Source organism: Actinopolymorpha rutila, assembly GCF_013407855.1.
Taxonomy (GTDB): domain Bacteria; phylum Actinomycetota; class Actinomycetes; order Propionibacteriales; family Actinopolymorphaceae; genus Actinopolymorpha; species Actinopolymorpha rutila.
On the sequence record NZ_JACBZH010000001.1, the window covers coordinates 621,361 to 641,133 of the forward strand.

General features: G+C 71.0%; 18 protein-coding genes. 7 read left to right on the forward strand and 11 right to left on the reverse strand.

The features are described 5' to 3' along the window. Window positions 1-12 precede the first annotated feature (12 nt). Complete coding sequence (locus F4554_RS02600; protein ID WP_179785886.1) at window positions 13-1,221, reverse strand: GAF domain-containing protein; 1,209 nt, start codon at window positions 1,219-1,221, stop codon at window positions 13-15. Then, complete coding sequence (locus F4554_RS02605) at window positions 1,218-2,021, reverse strand: response regulator (RefSeq protein ID WP_179785887.1); 804 nt, start codon at window positions 2,019-2,021, stop codon at window positions 1,218-1,220. The genes F4554_RS02600 and F4554_RS02605 overlap by 4 nt, the downstream gene beginning before the upstream one ends. 312 nt (window positions 2,022-2,333) lie before the next feature. On the opposite strand from F4554_RS02605, the gene F4554_RS02610 reads away from it, so the two are divergent. Further along, a complete protein-coding gene (locus F4554_RS02610; RefSeq protein ID WP_179785888.1) occupies window positions 2,334-3,302 on the forward strand; it encodes a phosphoribulokinase in 969 nt (322 codons plus the stop codon). A gap of 54 nt (window positions 3,303-3,356) precedes the next feature. Here F4554_RS02610 and cbbX read toward each other — a convergent pair whose 3' ends face one another. From cbbX to F4554_RS02625, 3 genes are read right to left on the reverse strand one after another with little or no spacing between them, the layout of a single operon-like run. Beyond that, on the reverse strand, window positions 3,357-4,373 hold the full coding sequence (gene cbbX / locus F4554_RS02615) for a CbbX protein (protein WP_337795843.1): 1,017 nt from the start codon (window positions 4,371-4,373) through the stop codon (window positions 3,357-3,359). A 36-nt stretch (window positions 4,374-4,409) separates the two neighbouring features. Then, window positions 4,410-4,862, reverse strand: coding sequence for a ribulose bisphosphate carboxylase small subunit (locus F4554_RS02620; RefSeq protein ID WP_179785889.1), 453 nt, complete (start codon window positions 4,860-4,862; stop codon window positions 4,410-4,412). 30 nt (window positions 4,863-4,892) lie between these two features. Then, the gene (locus F4554_RS02625) at window positions 4,893-6,338 is read right to left on the reverse strand and encodes a form I ribulose bisphosphate carboxylase large subunit (protein ID WP_179785890.1); all 1,446 of its coding nucleotides are present in this window, start codon (window positions 6,336-6,338) and stop codon (window positions 4,893-4,895) included. A gap of 209 nt (window positions 6,339-6,547) precedes the next feature. Between F4554_RS02625 and F4554_RS02630 the strand changes: the two genes are divergently transcribed. The 3 genes from F4554_RS02630 (at window position 6,548) to F4554_RS02640 (ending at window position 10,010) form a co-directional block, all read left to right on the forward strand. Next, window positions 6,548-7,261: a thiamine pyrophosphate-dependent enzyme gene (locus tag F4554_RS02630; RefSeq protein WP_179785891.1), complete on the forward strand. Its 714-nt coding sequence runs from the start codon at window positions 6,548-6,550 to the stop codon at window positions 7,259-7,261. 10 nt (window positions 7,262-7,271) lie between these two features. Continuing rightward, window positions 7,272-8,207, forward strand: coding sequence for a transketolase family protein (locus F4554_RS02635; RefSeq protein WP_202889114.1), 936 nt, complete (start codon window positions 7,272-7,274; stop codon window positions 8,205-8,207). 225 nt (window positions 8,208-8,432) lie between these two features. Then, entirely contained in the window at window positions 8,433-10,010 is a 1,578-nt protein-coding gene (locus F4554_RS02640) for a S8 family peptidase (protein ID WP_179785892.1), read from the forward strand. A gap of 240 nt (window positions 10,011-10,250) precedes the next feature. Here the strand turns inward: F4554_RS02640 and F4554_RS02645 are convergent, their stop codons facing one another. The 4 genes from F4554_RS02645 to F4554_RS02660 all read right to left on the reverse strand — a co-directional run bounded on the left by F4554_RS02645 (window position 10,251) and on the right by F4554_RS02660 (window position 13,694). Beyond that, a complete protein-coding gene (locus F4554_RS02645) occupies window positions 10,251-10,481 on the reverse strand; it encodes an HIT domain-containing protein (protein WP_202889115.1) in 231 nt (76 codons plus the stop codon). Between the two features lie 219 nt (window positions 10,482-10,700). Continuing rightward, on the reverse strand, window positions 10,701-12,260 hold the full coding sequence (locus F4554_RS02650) for a sensor domain-containing diguanylate cyclase (protein WP_179785893.1): 1,560 nt from the start codon (window positions 12,258-12,260) through the stop codon (window positions 10,701-10,703). Between the two features lie 209 nt (window positions 12,261-12,469). Beyond that, window positions 12,470-12,802 carry a hypothetical protein gene (locus F4554_RS02655; RefSeq protein WP_179785894.1) on the reverse strand — a complete coding sequence of 111 codons (333 nt, stop codon included), beginning with the start codon at window positions 12,800-12,802 and terminating at the stop codon, window positions 12,470-12,472. Window positions 12,803-12,857: 55 nt separating this feature from the next. Next, window positions 12,858-13,694, reverse strand: a complete 837-nt coding sequence (locus F4554_RS02660) for a phytanoyl-CoA dioxygenase family protein (RefSeq protein WP_179785895.1) — start codon at window positions 13,692-13,694, stop codon at window positions 12,858-12,860. 147 nt (window positions 13,695-13,841) lie between these two features. Between F4554_RS02660 and F4554_RS02665 the strand changes: the two genes are divergently transcribed. Continuing rightward, window positions 13,842-14,663: an AraC family transcriptional regulator gene (locus F4554_RS02665; protein WP_337795844.1), complete on the forward strand. Its 822-nt coding sequence runs from the start codon at window positions 13,842-13,844 to the stop codon at window positions 14,661-14,663. Here F4554_RS02665 and F4554_RS02670 read toward each other — a convergent pair. Beyond that, on the reverse strand, window positions 14,634-15,284 hold the full coding sequence (locus F4554_RS02670; protein ID WP_179785896.1) for a hypothetical protein: 651 nt from the start codon (window positions 15,282-15,284) through the stop codon (window positions 14,634-14,636). The genes F4554_RS02665 and F4554_RS02670 overlap by 30 nt on opposite strands. Before the next feature lie 117 nt (window positions 15,285-15,401). Between F4554_RS02670 and F4554_RS02675 the strand changes: the two genes are divergently transcribed. Both F4554_RS02675 and F4554_RS02680 read left to right on the forward strand, forming a co-directional pair. Then, window positions 15,402-16,799: a class I SAM-dependent RNA methyltransferase gene (locus tag F4554_RS02675; protein WP_179785897.1), complete on the forward strand. Its 1,398-nt coding sequence runs from the start codon at window positions 15,402-15,404 to the stop codon at window positions 16,797-16,799. A 97-nt stretch (window positions 16,800-16,896) separates the two neighbouring features. Then, a complete protein-coding gene (locus tag F4554_RS02680) occupies window positions 16,897-19,053 on the forward strand; it encodes an ABC transporter substrate-binding protein (protein WP_337795845.1) in 2,157 nt (718 codons plus the stop codon). Window positions 19,054-19,076: 23 nt separating this feature from the next. Here the strand turns inward: F4554_RS02680 and F4554_RS02685 are convergent, their stop codons facing one another. Further along, on the reverse strand, window positions 19,077-19,736 hold the full coding sequence (locus F4554_RS02685; protein ID WP_179785899.1) for a hypothetical protein: 660 nt from the start codon (window positions 19,734-19,736) through the stop codon (window positions 19,077-19,079). Window positions 19,737-19,773 lie beyond the last annotated feature (37 nt).

Here is a 19,773-nt window from a genome sequence, read left to right on the forward strand (position 1 = left end):
ACCCCCGGACCCCTACTGCGGCTGGACGGCTGCCCGGGCGAGGACGGTGGTGCCCCGGCCGGGCACGGACCGGACGTCGAGCCGTCCGCCGATGAGTTCGGCGCGCTCGGCCATGCTGCCCAGGCCGTAGCCGCCGCCGTCGGGTCCGACTGTGGCCGCGGGCGGGTCGTCGGCGAGCAGCTCGAAGCCCCGCCCGTCGTCGCTGACCTCCAGCGACACCTCCGGTCCCGAACGCCGCAGGCTCAGCCGGACGTTGCTCGCCCCGGCGTGTTTCACGACGTTCTGGAACGCCTCCTGCGCGATCCGGTACAACGCGATCTCGACGTGCTCGGGCAGCGCGCACCGGTCCACCTCGACGAGCACGTCGACTCCGGCGACGGCGCGGGCAAGGCTGGCCAGGCTGTCGGCCAGGCCGAGGTCGTCCAGCACCGGCGGGCGTAGTCCGTTGATGGCCGCCCTGGCATCGTCGATCGCCAGGTGGGTGAGCCGCCGGGACAGGACGAGTTGTTCGGTCGCGAACGCCGGCTCCTCCGTCAGCGCCTCCGCCGCCGCGTCCAGGTGGAACCGCAGACTGCACAGCCGCTGGGTGATGCCGTCGTGGATGTCGGCGGCCAGCCGGCGGCGTTCGGCCTCCTGGGCGGCGACCGCCTGTTCGGCGAACCGCTCGTGCGCGCGTTCGCGGGCGGCCAGCCGGCGGTGCAGCCGGGCCTGGTGCACCGCGCCCGCGATGAGGCTGCCGATCGAGGTCAGCAGTCGTACGTCGGCCTCGGTGAACTCCCGTCGCTGCCGGGTGTGCACGTTGAGTACGCCGACCAGCCCGCCGGGCGAGCTCGCCATCGGCACCGACACCATCGACGTGTACTCCTCACCGCGCAGCTCCGGAAAGTAGCGGTAGCGCGGGTCGTTCGCCTTGCCCTCCACGATGACGACGGGCTCGCGCCGGCTGGCGGCCCAGCCGGTGACACCTTCGCCGAGCCGCAGCCGGACCCGCCCCACCTCCTGGTCGAACGGCGGGGTCGCACCCGTCAGCGTCAGCGACTGTTCGGTGTCGTCGAGGACGTGCACGAAGCACTCGTCGGTGGCCGTCGCGGCGACGATCAGGGGAGCGACCCGGGCGGCCAGCAGCTCGAGTTCGGGGCCGGCCGAGATGGCCTCGATGATGCCGACCAGCAGGGCGTTCTCCGACGCCGCGTCGGGCAGGCCGAGTGCGCGGCCGGTCACCGGAAGATCCCCTCGCGCAGGGCGACCGCGACCGCGCCGGCCCGGTCGTTCACCGACAGCTTGCGGAAGATGGAACGGACGTGCGTCTTCACCGTCTCCTCGCCCAGGACGAGCTTGCCGGCGATGGCCCGGTTGGACAGCCCGGCGACGAGGAATCCGAGCACCTCGCTCTCGCGCTGGCTGAGCCCCAGGTGCGCGCCCGGCCAGAACTCCCCGGCCTGCAGCCGTGCCGCGGACGCGACCGCCCGGCCGGCCATGCTCGGGTCGACCACGGTCTCCCCGCGCGCGGCCCGCTCCAGCATCCGGACGAGTTCCTCCCGGTCGATGGACTTCAGCAGGTAACCGGCCGCGCCGGCGCGCAGCGCCTGGAAGAGGTACTGCTCGTCGTCGTACGCGCTGAGCAGCACCACCCGGCGACCGGGCGTGGTCTCGACCAGGCGCCGGCACAGGTCCAGCCCGCTCACCGATCCCCGCAGGCGTACGTCGGAGACCACGAGGTCCGGGTCGAGTGCCGCGACCATCGGCTCGGCCGCGTCCGCGCTCACCGACTGCGCCACGATCCGCACCCGGCCGCGAAACCGGGCGAGCAGTGCCTTCAGCCCTTCCAGGACCATCTCGTGGTCGTCGACCAGGATGATCCGCAGCGGCCGGCCGTTCGCCGCCTGCCTGTTCTGGGCTGCCTGCCTGGATTCCGGCTTGGATTCCGCCTTCGACTCCTGTGTGGACTGCGGTTTGGTACGCCCGGGCGGATTCGCCCGCCCGCGTACGGTTCGACTGCCGCCCCCGGCTCGGCTGTCCATGCACCGAGGGTAGGAGTGACCTCGGCTCCGCAGCCGGTGGTCCGGGGTCACCGGGACTGCCGGCACCGGGCACCAGGGACCTTTCGCGTTCACTCGGCGGCACCCGCCCGCGGCGCCCACGGTCCTCACCCCGGCCGCCCCTCGGCGGGGGGATGCCGCCCGCGCCCGGCCCGCCCTACGGTTTCGGGCAGGCGGACGAAGGGACCCCGTGTCGCTATGCGGACATGGTGCGGGTCCCCGGGTCGAACGCACTGACTGGCGGCATGTCCCGGCGGTGGCGACACGTCCGTTCGCTGAGGGGAGGGAAAGGACATGCCGCACAAGCTGATCCGGATGCACCGAGTCCGCGACGACCAGGCGCCGGTGCGACAGCCGATCATGATCGGGATCGCCGGTGACAGCGCGGCCGGGAAGACCACGCTCACCAAGGGGCTCGCCGACGCGCTCGGCCCGGACCGGGTGACCACGATCTGCGTCGACGACTATCACCGTTACGACCGGGTGGAACGCCGATCCAAGCCGTTCACCGCGCTGCATCCGGACTGCAACTACGTCGAGATCATCGAGCAGCACCTGCAGTTGCTGGCCACCGGGCAGCCGATCCTCAAGCCGGTCTACGACCACTCCACCGGCGAGCTCACCCGGCCGATGCTCGTGCGGCCGAAGGAGTTCGTCATCGTGGAGGGCCTGCTGCCGTTGCACACCCGGCTGATGCGGGCCTGCTTCGACATCACCGCCTACCTCGACCCGCCCGAGGAGATCCGCCGGCAGTGGAAGGTACGCCGGGACACCAGCAGGCGCGGCTACACCGCCGACCAGGTGCTGGCCGAACTCGTCGACCGGGAGCCGGAGTCGGCGGCCTACATCCGCCCGCAACGCGCGTTCGCCGACATCGTGGTGCGGTTCGCTCCGGTCGCCGGGCGGGACGACCCGCCGGGTACGCCGTTGTCGGCCGAGCTCATGTTGCGTCCCACGATCCGTCACCCGGACCTGAGCGGCTCGCTGGCCGAACGCGACCAGCGGGCGATCCACCTTCGGCTGTGCCGCGACGAAGGTCGGCCTGTCGACGTACTCCACATCCACGGCTACGTCCCGCGCGAGGAGAGCCGGATCGTGGAGAAGGTGCTGTGGGCGCAACTCGGCGTCGACGCGGGCGTCCCGCCGGAGACGCTGGGCGACATCGGCAACGGCGAACGCAGCGAGCCGCTGGCCATCACGCAGTTGCTGTTGCTCTACCACCTGCTGGCAGCGCGCGGGATCCGCGACGCCGCCGGTCAGTGACGCTGTGCGCTGCGGGCCGTACGAAGGGCAAGGTGACGTTGACGCGTACGCCGGTCACTGCGTGAACACCCGGCTGGCGAGGATGTCCTCCGGCTCGAACCGCATCAGGTCCTCCCGGTGCCAGGTGCGCCCGGTGGCGTCGAGCAGCCGGTTGGCCTGCCGCAGCCGGGCACGTTCGAGCGCGTTGCGAACGCTGCGTGCGTTGGCGAACCGCGGCTGCCGCATGCGGCGCTGCAGGTAGTCGCGGAACGTCCGCTCGGCGTCCGGGGTGAACTCGTAGTGCTCCTGGGCCAGCATCAGCCGGGCGATCGCCGCCAGCTCGTCCAGGTCGTAGTCGGGGAATTCGAGGTGGTGGGCGATCCGCGAACTCATCCCCGGGTTGGAGGCGAAGAAGGAGTCCATCCGGTCCTTGTAGCCGGCGAGGATCACCACCAGCCGGTCGCGCTGGCTCTCCATCACCTGCAGGAGGATCTCGATCGCCTCCTGGCCGTAGTCGCGTTCGTTCTCGGCCCGGTAGAGGTAGTACGCCTCGTCGATGAACAACACGCCGCCCATGGCGCGCTTGATCACCTCCTTGGTCTTCGGCGCGGTGTGCCCGACGTACTGGCCCACCAGGTCGTCCCGGGTGACCGCGACCAGGTGACCGCGGTCGATGCAGCCCAACCGGTGCAGGAGTTCGGCCATCCGCAGGGCCACCGTCGTCTTGCCGGTGCCGGGACTTCCGGTGAACGACATGTGGAGGCTCGGCCGGGACGAGGTCAGCGCGAACCGCTGGCGTACCCGGTCCACCAGCAGCAGTGCGGCGAGCTCGCGGACGCGGGTCTTCACCTGGCGCAGCCCGACCAGCTCGGCGTCCAGAGCGTCCAGGACGGCGTCGATGCCTGCCGCCCGGCGTTCGGCGGTGAGGTCGACCGACGCGTCCGCGGGCAGAGCGTTCGGGGGCGGAACGTCCACAGGTGGCCGCTCGATGGTCGCCTCGGCGGAGGCCTCGTCGTGCGCCGGGGACCCACCGTCGCCTCGGCCGGGCGTCGGCATCCCGAACCCGCGCCGCCGCTCGTCCGCCCCGCTCACGTCGCCCCGCTCACGCCGGCCCGCTCACGTCACGGTTCACGTGGCGCTGTCGCCGTCGGGGTGGTCGCCGTTGGGGTAGCGGTCGCCCGCCGGCCGGTCCGCGGCGTACGCCTCGACCGTGTAGCGCAGCCGCCGGTCCGGACCCGCCTCGCGCACCACCCGGAAGCCGGGCTCGACGGCCGGCCGGTTGACGATGAACGACAACGCGGTGGTCTGGCGTTCGTGCGTGGCGTCGTAGGCGTTCACCCGGATGTAGCGCGCCGGGTACGCCCGCCGGCACTCGTTCACCTCGTACAGCACGCCGCCCGCGTCGCGCAGGTCGAACATCGGCAGCCCCCACATGTCCCAGTAGTGGTTGCGCGGATGCGGGTCGTCGGTGAACTCGACCGCGAGCGACCAGCCCTGGTCGAGGGCGTACTGGATCTGCCTCTCGATCTCGGGGTCGGTGAGGTCGGGAAGATAGGAGAAGGTGCCCTGGGTGATCCGCATGCGGTCCGTCCTAGATCGGCCTGGCGGTTCCTAGATCGACGTCGGCGTCTCGAGGACGTCCGGGGTGTCGGTCGACTCGTAGTTGAAGGTGACGTCGCCCCACGTGGACAGCGCGACGTCGAGCTCGCGGCTCTGTCGCGCGGCGGCCCGCAGGATGTCCTCGCCCTCGCGGAGGTAGTCGCGGCCCTCGTTGCGGGCCTTGATCATCGCCTCCAGCGCGACCCGGTTGGCGGTGGCGCCGGCCGCGATCCCCATCGGGTGGCCGATCGTGCCGCCGCCGAACTGGAGTACGACGTCCTCGCCGAGGAAGTGCAGCAGCTGGTGCATCTGCCCGGCGTGGATTCCACCGGAGGCGACCGGCATCACCCCGGGCAGCGACAGCCAGTCCTGTTCGAAGTACAGGCCCTTCGTCGGATCGGGTTCCAGCGTGTTGGCCCGCAACGTGTCGTAGAAACCGGCGACGGTGTTGGGATCGCCCTCCAGCTTGCCGACCACGGTGCCGGCGTGGATGTGGTCGACGCCGGCCAGCCGCATCCACTTGGCGATCACCCGGAAGCTCACCCCGTGGGACTTCTGCCGGGTGTAGGTCGAGTGCCCGGCCCGGTGCAGGTGCAGCAACATGCCGTTGCGCCGCGCCCAGTTGGCCATCGACTGGATCGCGGTGTAGCCGATGGTGAGGTCGATCATCACGATGACGCTGCCGAGGTCGCGGGCGAACTCCGCCCGCTCGTACATGTCCTCCATCGTCGCCGCGGTGACGTTGAGGTAGTGCCCCTTGATCTCGCCGGTCTCGGCCTCCGCGCGGGTGACGCCCTCCATGCAGAACAGATAGCGGTCCCGCCAGCGCATGAACGGCTGGGAGTTGATGTTCTCGTCGTCCTTGGTGAAGTCCAGTCCGCCGCGCAGTGCCTCGTACACCACCCGGCCGTAGTTGCGGGCGGAGAGGCCGAGCTTCGGCTTCACGGTGGCACCGAGCAGCGGGCGGCCGTACTTGTTGAGGTACTCGCGTTCCATCACGATGCCGTGTGCAGGTCCCTGGAACGTCTTCGTGTAGTGCGGCGGGATCCGCATGTCCTCCAGCCGCAACGCACGCAGGGCCTTGAAGCCGAACACGTTCCCGATGATCGAGGAGGTGAGGTTGGCGATCGACCCCTCCTCGAACAGGTCGATGTCGTAGGCGACGTAGGCGATGTACTCCCCGCTCTTGCCGGGCACCGGGTCGACGCGGAAACACTTGCCCTGGTAGCGCTCGTACGCGGTGAGCCGGTCGGTCCACACCACCGTCCACGTGGCGGTGGACGATTCACCGGCGACGGCTGCCCCGGCCTCCTCGGCGGGCACGCCCTGCTGCGGGGTGATCCGGAAGGCCGCCAGAATGTCCGACGGTTTCACGACGTAATCGGGTTGCCAGTAACCCATTTCCGCGTACGGGATGACGCCGGCTCCCCAGCGGTCCATGGCTTCTCCGGTCGTCATCGGCACTCCCCGCGACACGGTGGGACTCACAGCAGGCTTCGCGTTCGAAGACGTACCCGATCGGGTCGGCGGCTACTCACCGAGCCCGCACCCGTGGCGGTTGTGTCCGACCTTCCGCGTGGATTCGGACGGCCTAGGTCCAAGGTCGTAGGCGGGGCTGGATCGCCGGCCCGATGGCGAACGCCGCCGGATGTGGAAGTGTCGTGCCCATGAACACCACCACCGGCATACGTGGGTACGACGACCTGCCCCGGCTGCTGACCAAGCTGACCGGGGACGAGAAGCACAGCCTGAGCGCGCACTCGACGCTGGACGTCCTGTGGGTGCTGTACGACCGCGTACTCCACGTGTCCCCGGCGACCGTGGACGATCCCGCGCGGGACCGGTTCCTGCTGTCCAAGGGGCACGGGCCGGCGGCCTTCTACGCCGTCCTCGCCGCGAAGGGGTTCTTCCCGGAGAAGTGGCTGGAGGAATGGGCGTCGTTCGGCTCGCCGCTCGGCCACCACCCCGACCGGGTACTGGTACCCGGCGCGGAGATCTCCAGCGGCTCCCTCGGACACGGCCTTCCTCTCGGGGTCGGCGTAGCCCTCGGCCTGCGCGCACAGGACCTCACCGACACCAGGGTCGTGGTCCTGGTCGGTGACGCCGAACTCGACGAGGGCACCAACCACGAGGCGATCGCATACGCCGGGGCGACCGGCCTGGACAACCTCACCGTGGTCGTGGTGGACAACCAGTCGGCCACGCACGGCTGGCCGGGCGGGATCGCCGAACGGTTCTCTGTCAACGGGTGGTTTACACAGGTCGTGGACGGTCGCGACCACGCCGTTCTCGAAACGGCGCTGACGAAACGTACGCCAGGAAGTCCCGACGTCGTGGTCGCCGTCGTGGAACCCAGTTCGCCGCACAGAGGCAAGAAGTGAGGACAGGACGATGATCACCCCGACCGACATGCGGACCGAGTTCGCCCGGACCGCGGCGTTCCTGCTCGACGAGGATCCACGGACGGCGGTCGTCCTGGCCGACATCTCCTCGGACCTGTTCGCCGAGTCGGCCCGCCGCCACCCCGACCGTGCCCTCAACGTGGGAATCCGCGAGCCGTTGATGCTGAGCGTCGCCGGTGGGCTCTCCCTGGCCGGCCTGCGCCCGATCGCACACTCCTACACGCCGTTCCTGGTCGAGCGGTCCTTCGAGCAGATCAAGCTGGACATCGGCCACCAGGACGCCCGCGTGGTGCTGGTGAGCGTCGGCGCGTCGTACGACGAGACGCAGGCCGGCCGCACCCACCAGGCGCCAGGCGACGTGGCGTTGCTGGACACCCTGCCCGGCTTCGCGGTGCACGTGCCCGGCCACCCCGACGAGGTGCCCGCGTTGCTGCGGTACGCGGTCGCCGGCGACCGGTCGGCGTACATCCGGCTGTCCAACCGCACCAACGCCGCCGCCCGACCTGCCGCGGTCACCGCGGACGGGAGGATCGACGTCGTACGCCGGGGAAGCCGGGCACTGGTCCTCGCGGTCGGCCCGATGCTGGACCCGGTGCTGGCGGCGACTGCAGGCCTCGACGTCACGGTCGGCTACGCCGCGACGGTGCGCCCGCTCGACCTGGCCGCGGTCCGCGAACTGGCCGGGACCGGTGCTCCCGGGAACGCGGCGGACGTCGTCCTCGTCGAGCCGTACCTCGCGGGTACGTCGGTGCGGCTCGTCGACGAGGCGCTGGCCGACCGTCCGCACCGCACGCTGGCGCTGGGGGTCGGGCGCACCGAGGTCCGCCGGTACGGCACGCCTGAGGAGCACGACGTCGTGCACGGACTCGACCCGGCGGGGCTACGCCGTTCGATCGACGGTTTCCTCAGCCAGAACACGGCCTGAGCCGTCCCGGCCGTCCCGGCCTGCGGCCGTCGCGTGAACGGGATGTTGCGGTGACCTTCCGGACTCCGCAAACTTCGGCGTCGGTCTCCAGGACAGCTATGGACAAAGCCTCCGAGATCCCGTACACATGCGGTCAGTCCGACGCAGTGCAGCGTGGAGGCGACGGAGAGTGTCCATCGGCGGCGCCCCCCGCCTCCGCCGGGCTCGTACCCATGAGGAGGCTCCATGTTGTGGAGGTCATCGACGACGAGCCCGGGCCGGCCCTGGCGCCGTTCGCTCGCCGTCCTCGCCGCCGCGCTCCTGGCCACGCTCGGCACCTCCGGCGCGGTCGGCGCCGCGAGTGTGGCGAACGCGGCCGGTCCGCGACCGAGTCCGGCACCGTTGCTGGCGGCACAGGGTGCGACCGCCGTCAAGGGCAGCTACATCGTCGTGCTGAAGGGCACCGCATCGGCGGCGAAGGTGCGATCGGTGCGCGGTCAGGCACGCGCGGCCGGCGCACGGGTGCACCACAGCTACGCCACGGCGCTGAAGGGCTTCGCGGCCACCATGTCCGGGCCAGCGCTGGCGAAGGTCCGCGCCAACCCGGACGTGAAGTACGTCGAGGCCGACCAGCGGGTGAGCATCGACACCACCCAGTCGCCGGCGACCTGGGGCCTGGACCGGATCGACCAGCGCAACCGGCCGCTGAACAACAGCTACGTCTACACCGCGACCGGCTCCGGCGTCACCGCGTACATCATCGACACCGGCATCCGGTTCAGCCACCAGCAGTTCGGCGGCCGCGCGGTGAGCGGTTACGACGCGGTGGACGGCGGCAGCGCCGACGACTGCAACGGCCACGGCACACACGTGTCGGGCACCGTTGGCAGTACGACGTACGGCGTGGCCAAGGCGGTCCGGCTGGTCGGTGTGCGGGTGCTCGACTGCAACGGCAGCGGCACCACCTCCGGCGTGATCGCCGGCATCAACTGGGTCACCTCCAACCACGCCGCCGGTGCTCCGGCGGTGGCGAACATGAGCCTCGGCGGCGGCGCCTCCACCTCGCTGGACAACGCGGTCGCCAACTCCATCGCCGATGGTGTGACCTACTCCGTGGCCGGCGGCAACGAGAGCGCCAACGCCTGCAACAGCTCACCGGCCAGGGTCGCCGCGGCGATCACCGTGGGTGCCATCACCTCCAGTGACGCCCGGGCGTCGTACTCCAACTACGGCACCTGCCTGGACCTGTTCGCACCCGGTTCGTCGATCACCTCGACGTGGAACACCAGCGACACCGCGACCAACACCATCAGCGGTACGTCCATGGCCACGCCGCACGTGACCGGCGCCGCGGCGCTCTACCTGCAAAGTCACCCGACCGCCTCACCGGCGACCGTACGCAACGCGCTGGTCGGCGCGGCCACCCAGGGCGTGGTCGGCAACCCGGGTTCGGGCTCGCCGAACCTGCTGCTCTACACCGGCACCGCCGGGCAGACGCCACCGCCGGCGTCCGGTTGTGCGGCGCTGCCCGAGCAGTACTCCGGGTCGCTGTCGGGTTCGGGTGCGGCGCAGATCCAGCCCAACGGGTCGTCGTTCGCCTCAGGTGCGGGGACGTTCCACGGCTGCCTGGACGGACCGAACGGCGTCGACTTCGACCTGTACCTGCAGAAGGCGTCCGGCAGCAGCTGGACCAACGTCGCGAGCGGCATCACCACGTCGCCCGACGAGAACGTGACGTACACCGGTACGGCCGGCACCTACCGCTGGCGGGTCGTGTCGTACTCGGGGAGTGGCAGCTACACCTTCGGGATGCAGCGTCCCTGACTTCGACGAAGCTGCGGGCCTGACGCTGCTGACGAGGCCGCGCTGAGAAGCCGCGCAGGGAGAACGGGGTCGCGGGAGCGCCCGGGACGGTCACCTGGCCGATCTGTCCCGGGCGCTTTTCGTCCGCGTACGACCGAGCTCTGAGTGCCTTCGAGAGGCCCGAACGTCGAAGGTGGGAAGACCTACGGGTGTCACAGCCCCCACAGGTCTTCCCACCTCGCCGAAAGGGCGGGCGGCCGGTCAGGCGGACGGGGATGCCAGGGCGTCGGCCAGGCGTTCGTGTACTGGCCCGGCGACCTTGTGCGCGGACCTGTCCGCCGGCCAGAACGTCGCCTCGTCGTCGGACCAGCAGGGTACGACGTGGAAGTGCAGGTGCGGGACGCTCTGCCCGGACTCCGGCCCGCTGGCGTTCAGGACGACGACCCCGCCGGCGCCGAGTGCGCTCTCCATCGCCCGGCCCACCCGCTTCACCCAGGGTCTTTCCTGTGGATCATGGCCGGTTCGCGTGCCCCCGCATCCCGCCCGGCTGCGTTGTCGTCGTCGCGCGTAGAACACCGCTACGCGACTCCTCCTCCGCCTTGCCGACCGGGCGCGGATGACCCGCTCACTTATCGACCCTGATCCACAGGAAAGACCCTGCTATCGCCGCGGACAGGTCGGCGGGCGGTGCGTCGAGTACGCCGAGGCAGGTCATGACGAAGAAGCTGTCAGGCGCCCGGGGTCAGCGGGCCGCTCGGGTTCGGGGGGCAGGCCAGGCAGCGCGTGCCTTCCCGGTCGGAGGTGCCGCCCCGGCGAGTACGGGTTCGCTCGTGAATCGGGTTGCCCCGGCACACCCGCACTCGTCGGGAAACCCGCGCCCGCCGGGAAGCCGTCCACCGAGTCGGCCGGCGGCGGCACCGAATCAGCCAGCGGGAGCACCGGGTCGGCCACCAGGACGTCCGGCGGCAGTCCTCGGGAGACGCGATCCCGTCCGGCGGTCTTGGCCGCGTACAGCCCCCTGTCGGCGAACTCCAGCAACTGGTCGAGGGTCGTCCCGTCCACCGGATACACCGCGACCCCCACCGAGACGGTGAGCTGGACCCAGTCGGCGCCGGTCGGCGTCGCGAAGCCAGGGACCGCGTTCGCGCCGGCATCGGACGCGGGGTCGCCGAGGTCACCGCGCGCCCGTACCGGCAGCCGGGCGTCGGAGATCGACGACCGCAGCCGGTGGGCCGCACCGACAGCGTGGCGTACGTCCACGTCGGGCATGCCGATGACGAACTCCTCGCCCCCGAACCGGCCGGCGACGTCGTCCGACCGGATCACGGCGCGGATCCGGTCGGCGACCTCGCGGAGCACCTGGTCGCCCGCGAGGTGGCCATGGCGGTCGTTGATCAGCTTGAAGTGGTCGATGTCGGCGAGCAGGATCGCGAACCGACCGTCCCGGCGGCGGGCCCGGTCGAGGAGTTCCTCGACCTCCTGCCGCCAGCGGGGGAAGTTCGTCAACTCGGTCTTGCCGTCGGTGTGCGCCTCCGACTCCAGCTGGCCGAGCAGCAACGCGCGCTGGCCGGCGAGCGTGATGGGTACGCCGAGGATGCCGGCCCAAGGCGTCACCATCGAGGCCGCCGCGACCAGACATCCCAGCCCGGCAGCCACCGCGTCCACGGTGAGTTCGGCCCGCTCGCCGAACATCTCGGCGGGAGTACTGGCCGGGTCGAGCAGGCGGATGGCCACCGCGCACAGAACGGCGTCGACAGCGACGAACACCACCGCGGCCGTGACCATCGCGAGGATCGGCACCTGTCGCGGCGACCAGCCGGCGGTGGCCAGGGCGCCGTCGACCATGACGTACGTCGAATGCGCGAACGCCGCGGCCAGCATCGCCACGGCGGTGGAGAACACCCAGCGGTGCGGGATGCACCTGCTCGCGCGCACCCGCCACCACAGGCGCAGAGCGACGACGCACACCAGCGCGGTGGCCGGCGGCAACGCGATCGCGGCGGCGATCATCCACACCGGCTGCAGGTCCTTGTGCAGTGCACCGCCCCGGCGGCGCCGGCGTTCGACCCGGCGGGCGCCCTCGACACTGACCACGCCGCAGGCGCACAGAACCACCGCGGTCGTGGCACCGCCGAAGGAGGTGCGGTTACTCAGCAGACCGGCGGCACAGGCCAGCGCGGTGAGGTCGACCAGCAGAAAGAACGCCAGAGCCGGAGCGGGAAGCGCCCACAGCCCCCAGCTCCGCACGTGGTGAGCGGTTCGATCTGCCATTGCGTAACCGTAGGATCTCTCTGGGTCCTTTGCCAGACGGAGATACGGCGGAAATACGTCGATGTCAACCCCGCTGGACGCGATGTCAGAAAGCGGTCTCCCGGGCGTCAGGCCGCGCCCGCCCGGGAGACCGCCGACCAGTGGGTTTCGTACGCCGGAGAGGAAACGCCGCGTACGAACGCCGGCCGGTGAAGCTCGGCCGGTGAAGCTCAGCCGGCGACGTTCACCAGCCGCTCGAACAGGAACTCGTGCTTCAGGAACGACACGTCGTACTCGTGGCCCGGGTAGGGCGGGATGAGCTGGGACGCCTGGATCAGCCGCCAGCCGTCCCGCAGCGCCTCGACGCCGGTCTCGTACGGCGGCTCGTCGCTGTCGCCGGTCGTCGGCGAGGTCTGCCCGGTCCCGTCGTAGTTGGCCCAGCCGACGACGTTGCTGTCCAGCGCCGACGTGGCGAGGTACAGGACGAGAACCCGCTGGCGCAGGACCTGCTCACCCGCGCCGTCCGGTCCGGCGGAGAAGAGTTGTTCGGTCGTGGTGCTCATGGATCTGTGACTCCTGGATGAAGAGTGGACGCGATGTGGACGGGTGCGAACGCCGTCAGCGCCCGGCCGTTGCGACGACCCGCTGCGGGCGGTTGCTCACCCTGGTCGCCCAGTAGTCGAGGTCGAAGGTGTCGTCGCCGGTGAGCGCCCGCCACATCTGGACCCGGTTCCACAGCTCCAGCCGGCCGGTCGCGAACTCGTACCACGGGAAGCGGGTGCGCAGCTTCTCGCCCACCTCCGGCTTGTCGATGTCGTCGGTGTTCCACAGTCGCAGCTGGCGCACCGTCGGGTTGAACCGGATCTTGAACATGTAGCGCTCGATGTCGCTGTCGTTGCGCCGGCCGCCGTGCCAGATGCCGTGGTGGACGAGGACGACCGTGCCGGCCGGGCAGGTGAGCCGGGTCTGGCCGCGGAGGTTCTGGTAGCGGCCGGTGTCGCTCTCGTTCGTACGGCGCAGGTGGCTGCCCGGCACGCTGAGCGTTCCGCCCATCTCCAGGGTGACGTCCTGCGGGTAGTACATGAGCTGCACGTCGAACGCGTCCAGGCGTACGTCGATGATCGCGTCACCGTGAAGCGGCTGGGCCTGGCCGTCCTTCGGCTTGCGGATGTGCACGGCGTGGTGGTCGATGGTCGGGCCGGGGCCGACCAGGCTGTGGATGGCGCCCGCGATCTGGGGGACCTCGATCAGGCGGCGCGCGAACGAGCCCTCGGGGAAGGAGTCCTCGATGGAGGTGCCGTACGGGACTGCCGGGATGCCGGCGCGGAAGACGTCGATCGCCTGGGCGTTCAACTCGTCGGGGACGACCGCCTCCATGATGAGCGAGCCGTGCGAGACGAAGTGCGCCATCTGCACCGAGCTGAGCAGGTGGTCGCGGGCTGGTTGGAAGTTCATGTCCTCTCCGAGGGCCTGGGCGGGTGCCGGTGGATGCCGGCGCGGTGCGCGCCGCCGGCGGACGTGCTGGTTGGCACCCATCCACGCTAGGCCGCGATCACCTGCCGACGCGTGGGTTCCAATCACCATTACTGGTAGTTTTTCACCGTGGCGGAGAACGCTGTCCCAACCTGGTCCGCGCTGGCCGACGCCGGACAGGTCGGCCCCGGGCAGGTCGCGGTCCGGATCGAGGAGCCGCCGCAGGTGATGAACATGGGTGTCGGCGTGCACGGGACGGTCCGCCGGCGCGACGTCTTCCGGCTGCCGGACATGTGGCAGTTCCACCTCTACCGCTACGCGGCCGACCTGGTGGTGGACGGCTCGGCGTACGTGATCCGTCCTGGCCGGGTGAGCCTGATCCCGCCCGGCGTACAGGTGCAGTACATCTACCGCGGGCGTTCGGAGCACCTGTACGCCCACCTGCGGCTGCCCGCCACCGGCCCGGCGCGGGTCGTACCCGTGATCCAGGACGCGGGCGCGGACGCCCCGCAGCTGACCGAGCTGCTCTCCCGGGCGGTCGCGGCGTGGCCCGACTCGCCGGCCAGGGCGACCGCGCAGGTGTGGGCCGCGCTGTGGGACGTCGTCCAGCTCGGCGCCGCGGCCGACGGCGGGCCGCACGCCGCGGTCGGCCGGGCGCTCGCCTACATCGCCGCCAACCTGGCCAGCCCGATCACCGTTCCCGACGTCGCCCGGGCGGCCGGCATCTCCCACAACCACCTGACCCGGCTGTTCCGCGCGGAGACCGGCGACACCGTGGTCGCGCATATCCGCAGGCGCCGGCTGGAACATGCCCGCCACCTGCTGCGGGAGTCGACGTTGTCCATCCCGACCATCGCGGCCTCGGTCGGGATCGGCGACCTGCAGGCGTTCAACAAGGCCTGTCGGCGAGAGCTGGGCGCCTCACCGCGCGCGGTCCGCTCCGGTCACTGATCCGGTCCCTGATCCGGCCCTCGAGGTGACCTCGAGGCCGAGGCGGTGGAGTTCGACCGAGGCGAGCCGGCGGAGCAACTCGGGGTCACCGCGCCGCCAGGCGTCGCCGAGCGCGGGCGCGGCCGCCACCAGCGGGCGGTACCGGCGGCTGACCAGGGCACGCAGCGCCAGTGCCGAGACACCGCCGGGCGTACTGGCCATCCGGCTGGCTGCGGTCGCCCGCGCGATCCACCGGACGCGGAAGACCAGCCGGACCAGCAGCAGCCCGAACATCACGACGCCGAGCACGACGGCGGTCCCCATGGCGAGCTGGTGCACGAAGTCCTGCACCGTGCGCCCGGTGTCGGCGATCGAGGAGCCGGTGCCGGCCATCGTCTCGAACGGCGTTCGCAGCGCGTCCCCCACGACCGGGGTCCCGGACACCTCCCGGCTCGCCTCGGTCATCTTGTCCTGGATGCCGGTGCCGGCCGTCTCCAGCCGCTGCCCCGGCGTGGCGTACCCGCTCATCTGGGTGTAGCCGGCGCTGATCACGCGTACGGACAGATAGATCCAGACCAGGCTGAGCACGTCCGCCAGCAGCTGTGCGGCCCGGCGCCCGGGCAGGTCGGCGTAGAACTTCATCGAGCCTCCTCGGGTGTCATGTCCAGGACAGAGCCTAGGGGTGTCCGGAGCCTTCGGGCAGGACGGACCGAAGGTCGCCGGTGCGGTACGCCGGAAGGCTGACAGACTCGACCCGATATGAACGACAGTGACGACGGCAGCCGCAGCCCAGCCCGCACCGACATCCGCGCCGAAGCCGGCCGCGAGCATGATCTCGTCGGCACGGTCCTCGAACTCGAGATCGGCCCGGTCGCTCACGGCGGCTGGTGCGTGGCCCACCACGACGGAAAGGTCGCGTTCGTCCGGCATGCGCTGCCCGGCGAACGCGTCCGGGCCCACGTGGTGGAGGAGACCGCGCGCCTGCTGCGGGCGGACGCGATCGAGGTGCTGGCCGCGTCGCCGGACCGGGTGACGCCGCCGTGCCCGTTCGCCGGCCCGGGCCGGTGCGGCGGCTGCGACTGGCAGCACGCGACCCTGCCCGCCCAGCGGCGGCTGAAGGCCGCTGTGGTCGAGGACCAGTTGCGCCGGATCGCCGGGATCGAGCGTTCGGTCGAGGTGGAGGCGCTGCCGATCCCCGGCGAGGACGAGGATGCCGGTGAGTACGCGGACGGCGACGCCGGCGACGCCGGCGAGGCCTACGACGACGCCGACGACGGGCTCGGCTGGCGGACCCGGGTGCAGTTCGCGGTACGCCGGGACGGCGCCATCGGGTTCCGCCGGCACCGCTCGCACGACATCGAACCTGTCGACGAGTGCCTGATCGCCCACCCCGAGGTGGAACGCCTCGGCATCGAGCGGCGGCGCTGGCCCGGTGCCGCGCGGGTGGAGGGCATCGCCTCGGCGGCAACCGGTGACCGGGTGGTCGCGGTGTCCGGGCGCGGAGCGAGGACGCGGGTCCGTGTACCCCGGCTGGCCGCCGCGGTGCGGGTCCTGCACGGCGAGCCGCGGCCCGGCCCCGGCCTGCCGTACGTGCGCGAAATCGCCGCCGGGCGGACGTGGCAGGTCAGCGGCGCGGGTTTCTGGCAGGTTCACCCGGGTGCCGCACAGGCGCTCGCGGACGCGGTGCTCGCGGGCCTGGCGCCGCGTACGGACGAGTCGGTCCTCGACCTCTACTGCGGCGTGGGGCTTTTCCTCGGCGCCCTCGCCGATTCGGTCGGGCCGTACGCCCCGCTGGTCGGTGTGGAGGAGAACGCGCTCGCGGTCCGCGACGCCCGGCACAACCTGCGCGACCTGCCCAACGCCATGGTCGAGCGGGGCCGCGTCGACGAGGTGCTCGAGCGGCTCGACCAGGCCGACCTGGTGGTGCTCGACCCGCCGCGCTCCGGCGTCGGTGCCGACGTCGTACGCCAGGTCGCGGGGCTCGGCGGCCGCGCGATCGCCTACGTCTCGTGCGACCCGGCCACGCTGGCCCGCGACCTCGGCTACTTCGCCGAGCACGGCTGGGAGCTGACCGGTCTGCGGGCCTTCGACGCGTTCCCGATGACCCACCATGTGGAGTGCGTGGCGATCCTGCACCCGGCCGGCATGCCCGGGTAGTTGCGTCGGCCGACCGCGGGCGGTTCGGGTGTTCGTGTACGTTTCACCCGCCGTTCGCGAACGCGCGCGCCCCGGCCCACCGCCTAGCGTCCGGGCTGTGAACCCAGACTCGAACCGCCCGAACCGCCGTACCTTCCTGCTGGCATCCGCGACGGCCGCCGTGGCCACCCTGTCGGCCTGCTCATCCGGCAATGGGAAAGACGGGGGCGGGGCGACGGGCACCGCGAAGGACGCAGCGAAGGACGCCGCGGCCACCGGCAAGGCGATCCGGAAGGGTTCGGTCACCAAGCCGCTGCGGCCGCCGGCGAAGTTCGCCGAGGCGCCCGAGCTGGCAGCGAAGGTGAAGGCGGGCAGCCTGCCGGCGGTCGCCGACCGGCTCCCCGACTCCCCGTACGTCGTACCCCACCGGTGGGTCGCGCCCGGCAGGTACGGCGGCAACCTGCGGATGCCCACCACCGACCCGGCCGGGGCGTCCAACAAGGAGTACATGTACGGCCACTCCCTCCTGCGCTGGCTGAACGACGGCCGCGACGTGGGCCCCGGACTCGTGCAGGAGTGGGACTCCAACGCCGACGCCTCGGAGTGGACCTTCCACTTCCGCAAGGGCCTTCGCTGGTCGGACGGCAAGCCGTGGTCGACAGCGGACATCATGTTCTGGTGGGAGGACATGGTTCTGAACAAGGACCACTCCGAGGCCCCGCCGGACGAGACCAAGGGCGCGGACGGCGAGCTCGTGAAGATGTCCGCACCCGACCCGCACACGCTGGTGCTGCGGTTCACCACTCCTGCCCCGCTCACGCCGTTCCACCTCGCCCGCTGGGTGAACGGCAACGTCGGGCCGGCCTGGATGGCGCCCAAGCACTACCTCGCCGAATACCACCCCCGCTACAACCCGAAGGTCGGCGCCGACTGGGCGGCGGCCGGCGGGAAGTTCGACCGGCTCCGCGACTACGGCACCAACCCGGACTGCCCGACCATGAACGGCTGGAAGGTGCGCTCCTACCGCGAGGGTCGCAGTGCGGTGTGGGAACGCAACCCCTACTACTGGTGCGTCGACACCGCCGGCAACCAGCTGCCGTACCTCGACACGGTGACCATCACCGCGGTCCAGGACGTCGAGGTCACCAAACTCCAACTACAGCAGGGGAAACTCGACCACGCGCACGGGCCGTTCCTGTCGCTGACCCTGGGCGACGTGTCCGGGCTGAAGCAGACACAGAACCGCACCGGCCTGGAAGTCCTGTTGTGGGACGGGGGTTCCGGCACCGGGTCGATCTTCTTCTTCAACTACGACTACAAGGACGACAAGCTCCGGCCACTGATCCGGGAGCCGAAGTTCCGCCAGGCCCTGTCGTACGCCTTCAACCGGGCCGACGCCCGCAAGGCGATCTACTTCAACACCGGCGAGCTCACCACCGGCACCTACAGCCCGAAGGCGATCGACCTGCAGGGCAGTGCGCAGGCCAAGCACGCCTACACGGGTTGGCGGGACAGCTACGTACGGCACGATCCGGAGAAGGCGAAGGCGATCCTTGACGACCTCGGCGTCGTCGACCGCGACGGTGACGGGCTGCGCGAACTCCCCGACGGCGGCAAACTCGTCGTACGACTGGACTATCCCGCGGGCACCTCGCCCGAGCACATCCACAAGAACGCCATGCTGGAACGCGACTGGCGGGCGATCGGTGTCGCGGTGAAGCAGAACCCCGTCGCGCCGGACGCGTTCTCGATCCGCTGGCAGGCCGGTGAGTTGATGACCACCACGGCCTGGGAGAACGGCGGCGGCATCCACGAGATCCTGGTCGAGCCGCAGGTTCTCGTACCGCTGGCGGGTTTCGCCGACTGGTGGGCGCCGCTGCACGCCAACTACCACGCGATCCGCAACACTCCCGAGGCTGCGAAGGTGAAGAGCACCGACCCGTACGAGCGGAAGCCGCCGAGCGTCGAACCGGACAAGGGCGGACCGATCGCCCGGCTGTGGGCGCTGCACGACCGGGCGAAGGTCGAACCGGACGCCCTGCGCCGCTACCGGCTGGTGTGGGAGATGGTGAAGATCCACGTGACCGACGGTCCGTTCTTCATCGGGCCGGTGGCGAACACCCCGGTGCCGATCCTTGCGCACAAGGACCTGCGCAACGTGCCGCGACGGGAGAACCTCGCCATGAACGGGTTCGCCGGGCCGTGGAGCCATCCCACTCCCGCGGTGTACGACCCGGAGACGTGGCACTGGACCAACCCCGCGCAGCACACCTGACGTGCGCCGGTGTCAGCGAATGCTCAGCGGGTCGGTCCGGCCGGACCGCGAAGGTAGGAAGGGCGCAGCAGGAGGGCGCCGGTGGCGTACAAGGTGATCGCGGCACCCACACCGGGCAGCAGCGTCCACAGGGCGGGGTTGCCGGACAGCGGTGCCACGATCACGGTGGCGATCGCGATCACGCACATCGCCAGCCCGGTGGCGTCGTAGAGCGGTACGGCGAACAGCCTGCGCAGTGGGAAGAAGTGGATGCCGACACCGAGACAGACCACCGGAGCGATGACCTCAGGATGGCCGGTGCGGCCGAGAACGGCGGAGACGACGAACAGCCCGAGGAACTCCGCGCCGACCACGATGCCGAAAGTGCGCCCCACCCGCTTCGACTGGTAGTCGACGCTTCCCGGGCGCAGCGACGCCGACCGCCGGAACGCCAGGACGGCCCAGCCCAGCAGGCAGAGGAAGCACAGGGCGCTGAGGATGCGCCCGGTGTTCTGAATCGTGGCCGGCACGCCGGTGGACAGTCCCCAGGCGGTCCAGGCGAGCGCGAAGAACGCCATCACCATGGTGCCCACCGCGCGCCCGCGTACTTCGGGTCGGGTCGGGCCCGCTTCCGGAGCGCCTGCCTTGGGCGGCGTGGTTCGCGGATCAGCGGCATCCGGGCGCTGCGGAGCGTGCTCGGTCATGGTTGTCCCCCCGAAGTCTGGTATCGCCGCATCCTAG

Excerpts from the sequence above, each read along its gene's own strand:
- F4554_RS02630 (WP_179785891.1), top strand. The coding sequence starts at position 6,548 with ATGAACACCACCACCGGCATACGTGGGTACGACGACCTGCCCCGGCTG.
- F4554_RS02610 (WP_179785888.1), top strand. The coding sequence starts at position 2,334 with ATGCCGCACAAGCTGATCCGGATGCACCGAGTCCGCGACGACCAGGCG.
- F4554_RS02640 (WP_179785892.1), top strand. The coding sequence starts at position 8,433 with ATGTTGTGGAGGTCATCGACGACGAGCCCGGGCCGGCCCTGGCGCCGT.
- F4554_RS02675 (WP_179785897.1), top strand. The coding sequence starts at position 15,402 with ATGAACGACAGTGACGACGGCAGCCGCAGCCCAGCCCGCACCGACATC.
- F4554_RS02685 (WP_179785899.1), bottom strand. The coding sequence starts at position 19,736 with ATGACCGAGCACGCTCCGCAGCGCCCGGATGCCGCTGATCCGCGAACC.
- F4554_RS02625 (WP_179785890.1), bottom strand. The coding sequence starts at position 6,338 with ATGACGACCGGAGAAGCCATGGACCGCTGGGGAGCCGGCGTCATCCCG.
- F4554_RS02660 (WP_179785895.1), bottom strand. The coding sequence starts at position 13,694 with ATGAACTTCCAACCAGCCCGCGACCACCTGCTCAGCTCGGTGCAGATG.
- F4554_RS02635 (WP_202889114.1), top strand. The coding sequence starts at position 7,272 with ATGATCACCCCGACCGACATGCGGACCGAGTTCGCCCGGACCGCGGCG.
- F4554_RS02605 (WP_179785887.1), bottom strand. The coding sequence starts at position 2,021 with ATGGACAGCCGAGCCGGGGGCGGCAGTCGAACCGTACGCGGGCGGGCG.
- F4554_RS02655 (WP_179785894.1), bottom strand. The coding sequence starts at position 12,802 with ATGAGCACCACGACCGAACAACTCTTCTCCGCCGGACCGGACGGCGCG.
- F4554_RS02620 (WP_179785889.1), bottom strand. The coding sequence starts at position 4,862 with ATGCGGATCACCCAGGGCACCTTCTCCTATCTTCCCGACCTCACCGAC.
- F4554_RS02670 (WP_179785896.1), bottom strand. The coding sequence starts at position 15,284 with ATGAAGTTCTACGCCGACCTGCCCGGGCGCCGGGCCGCACAGCTGCTG.
- F4554_RS02650 (WP_179785893.1), bottom strand. The coding sequence starts at position 12,260 with ATGGCAGATCGAACCGCTCACCACGTGCGGAGCTGGGGGCTGTGGGCG.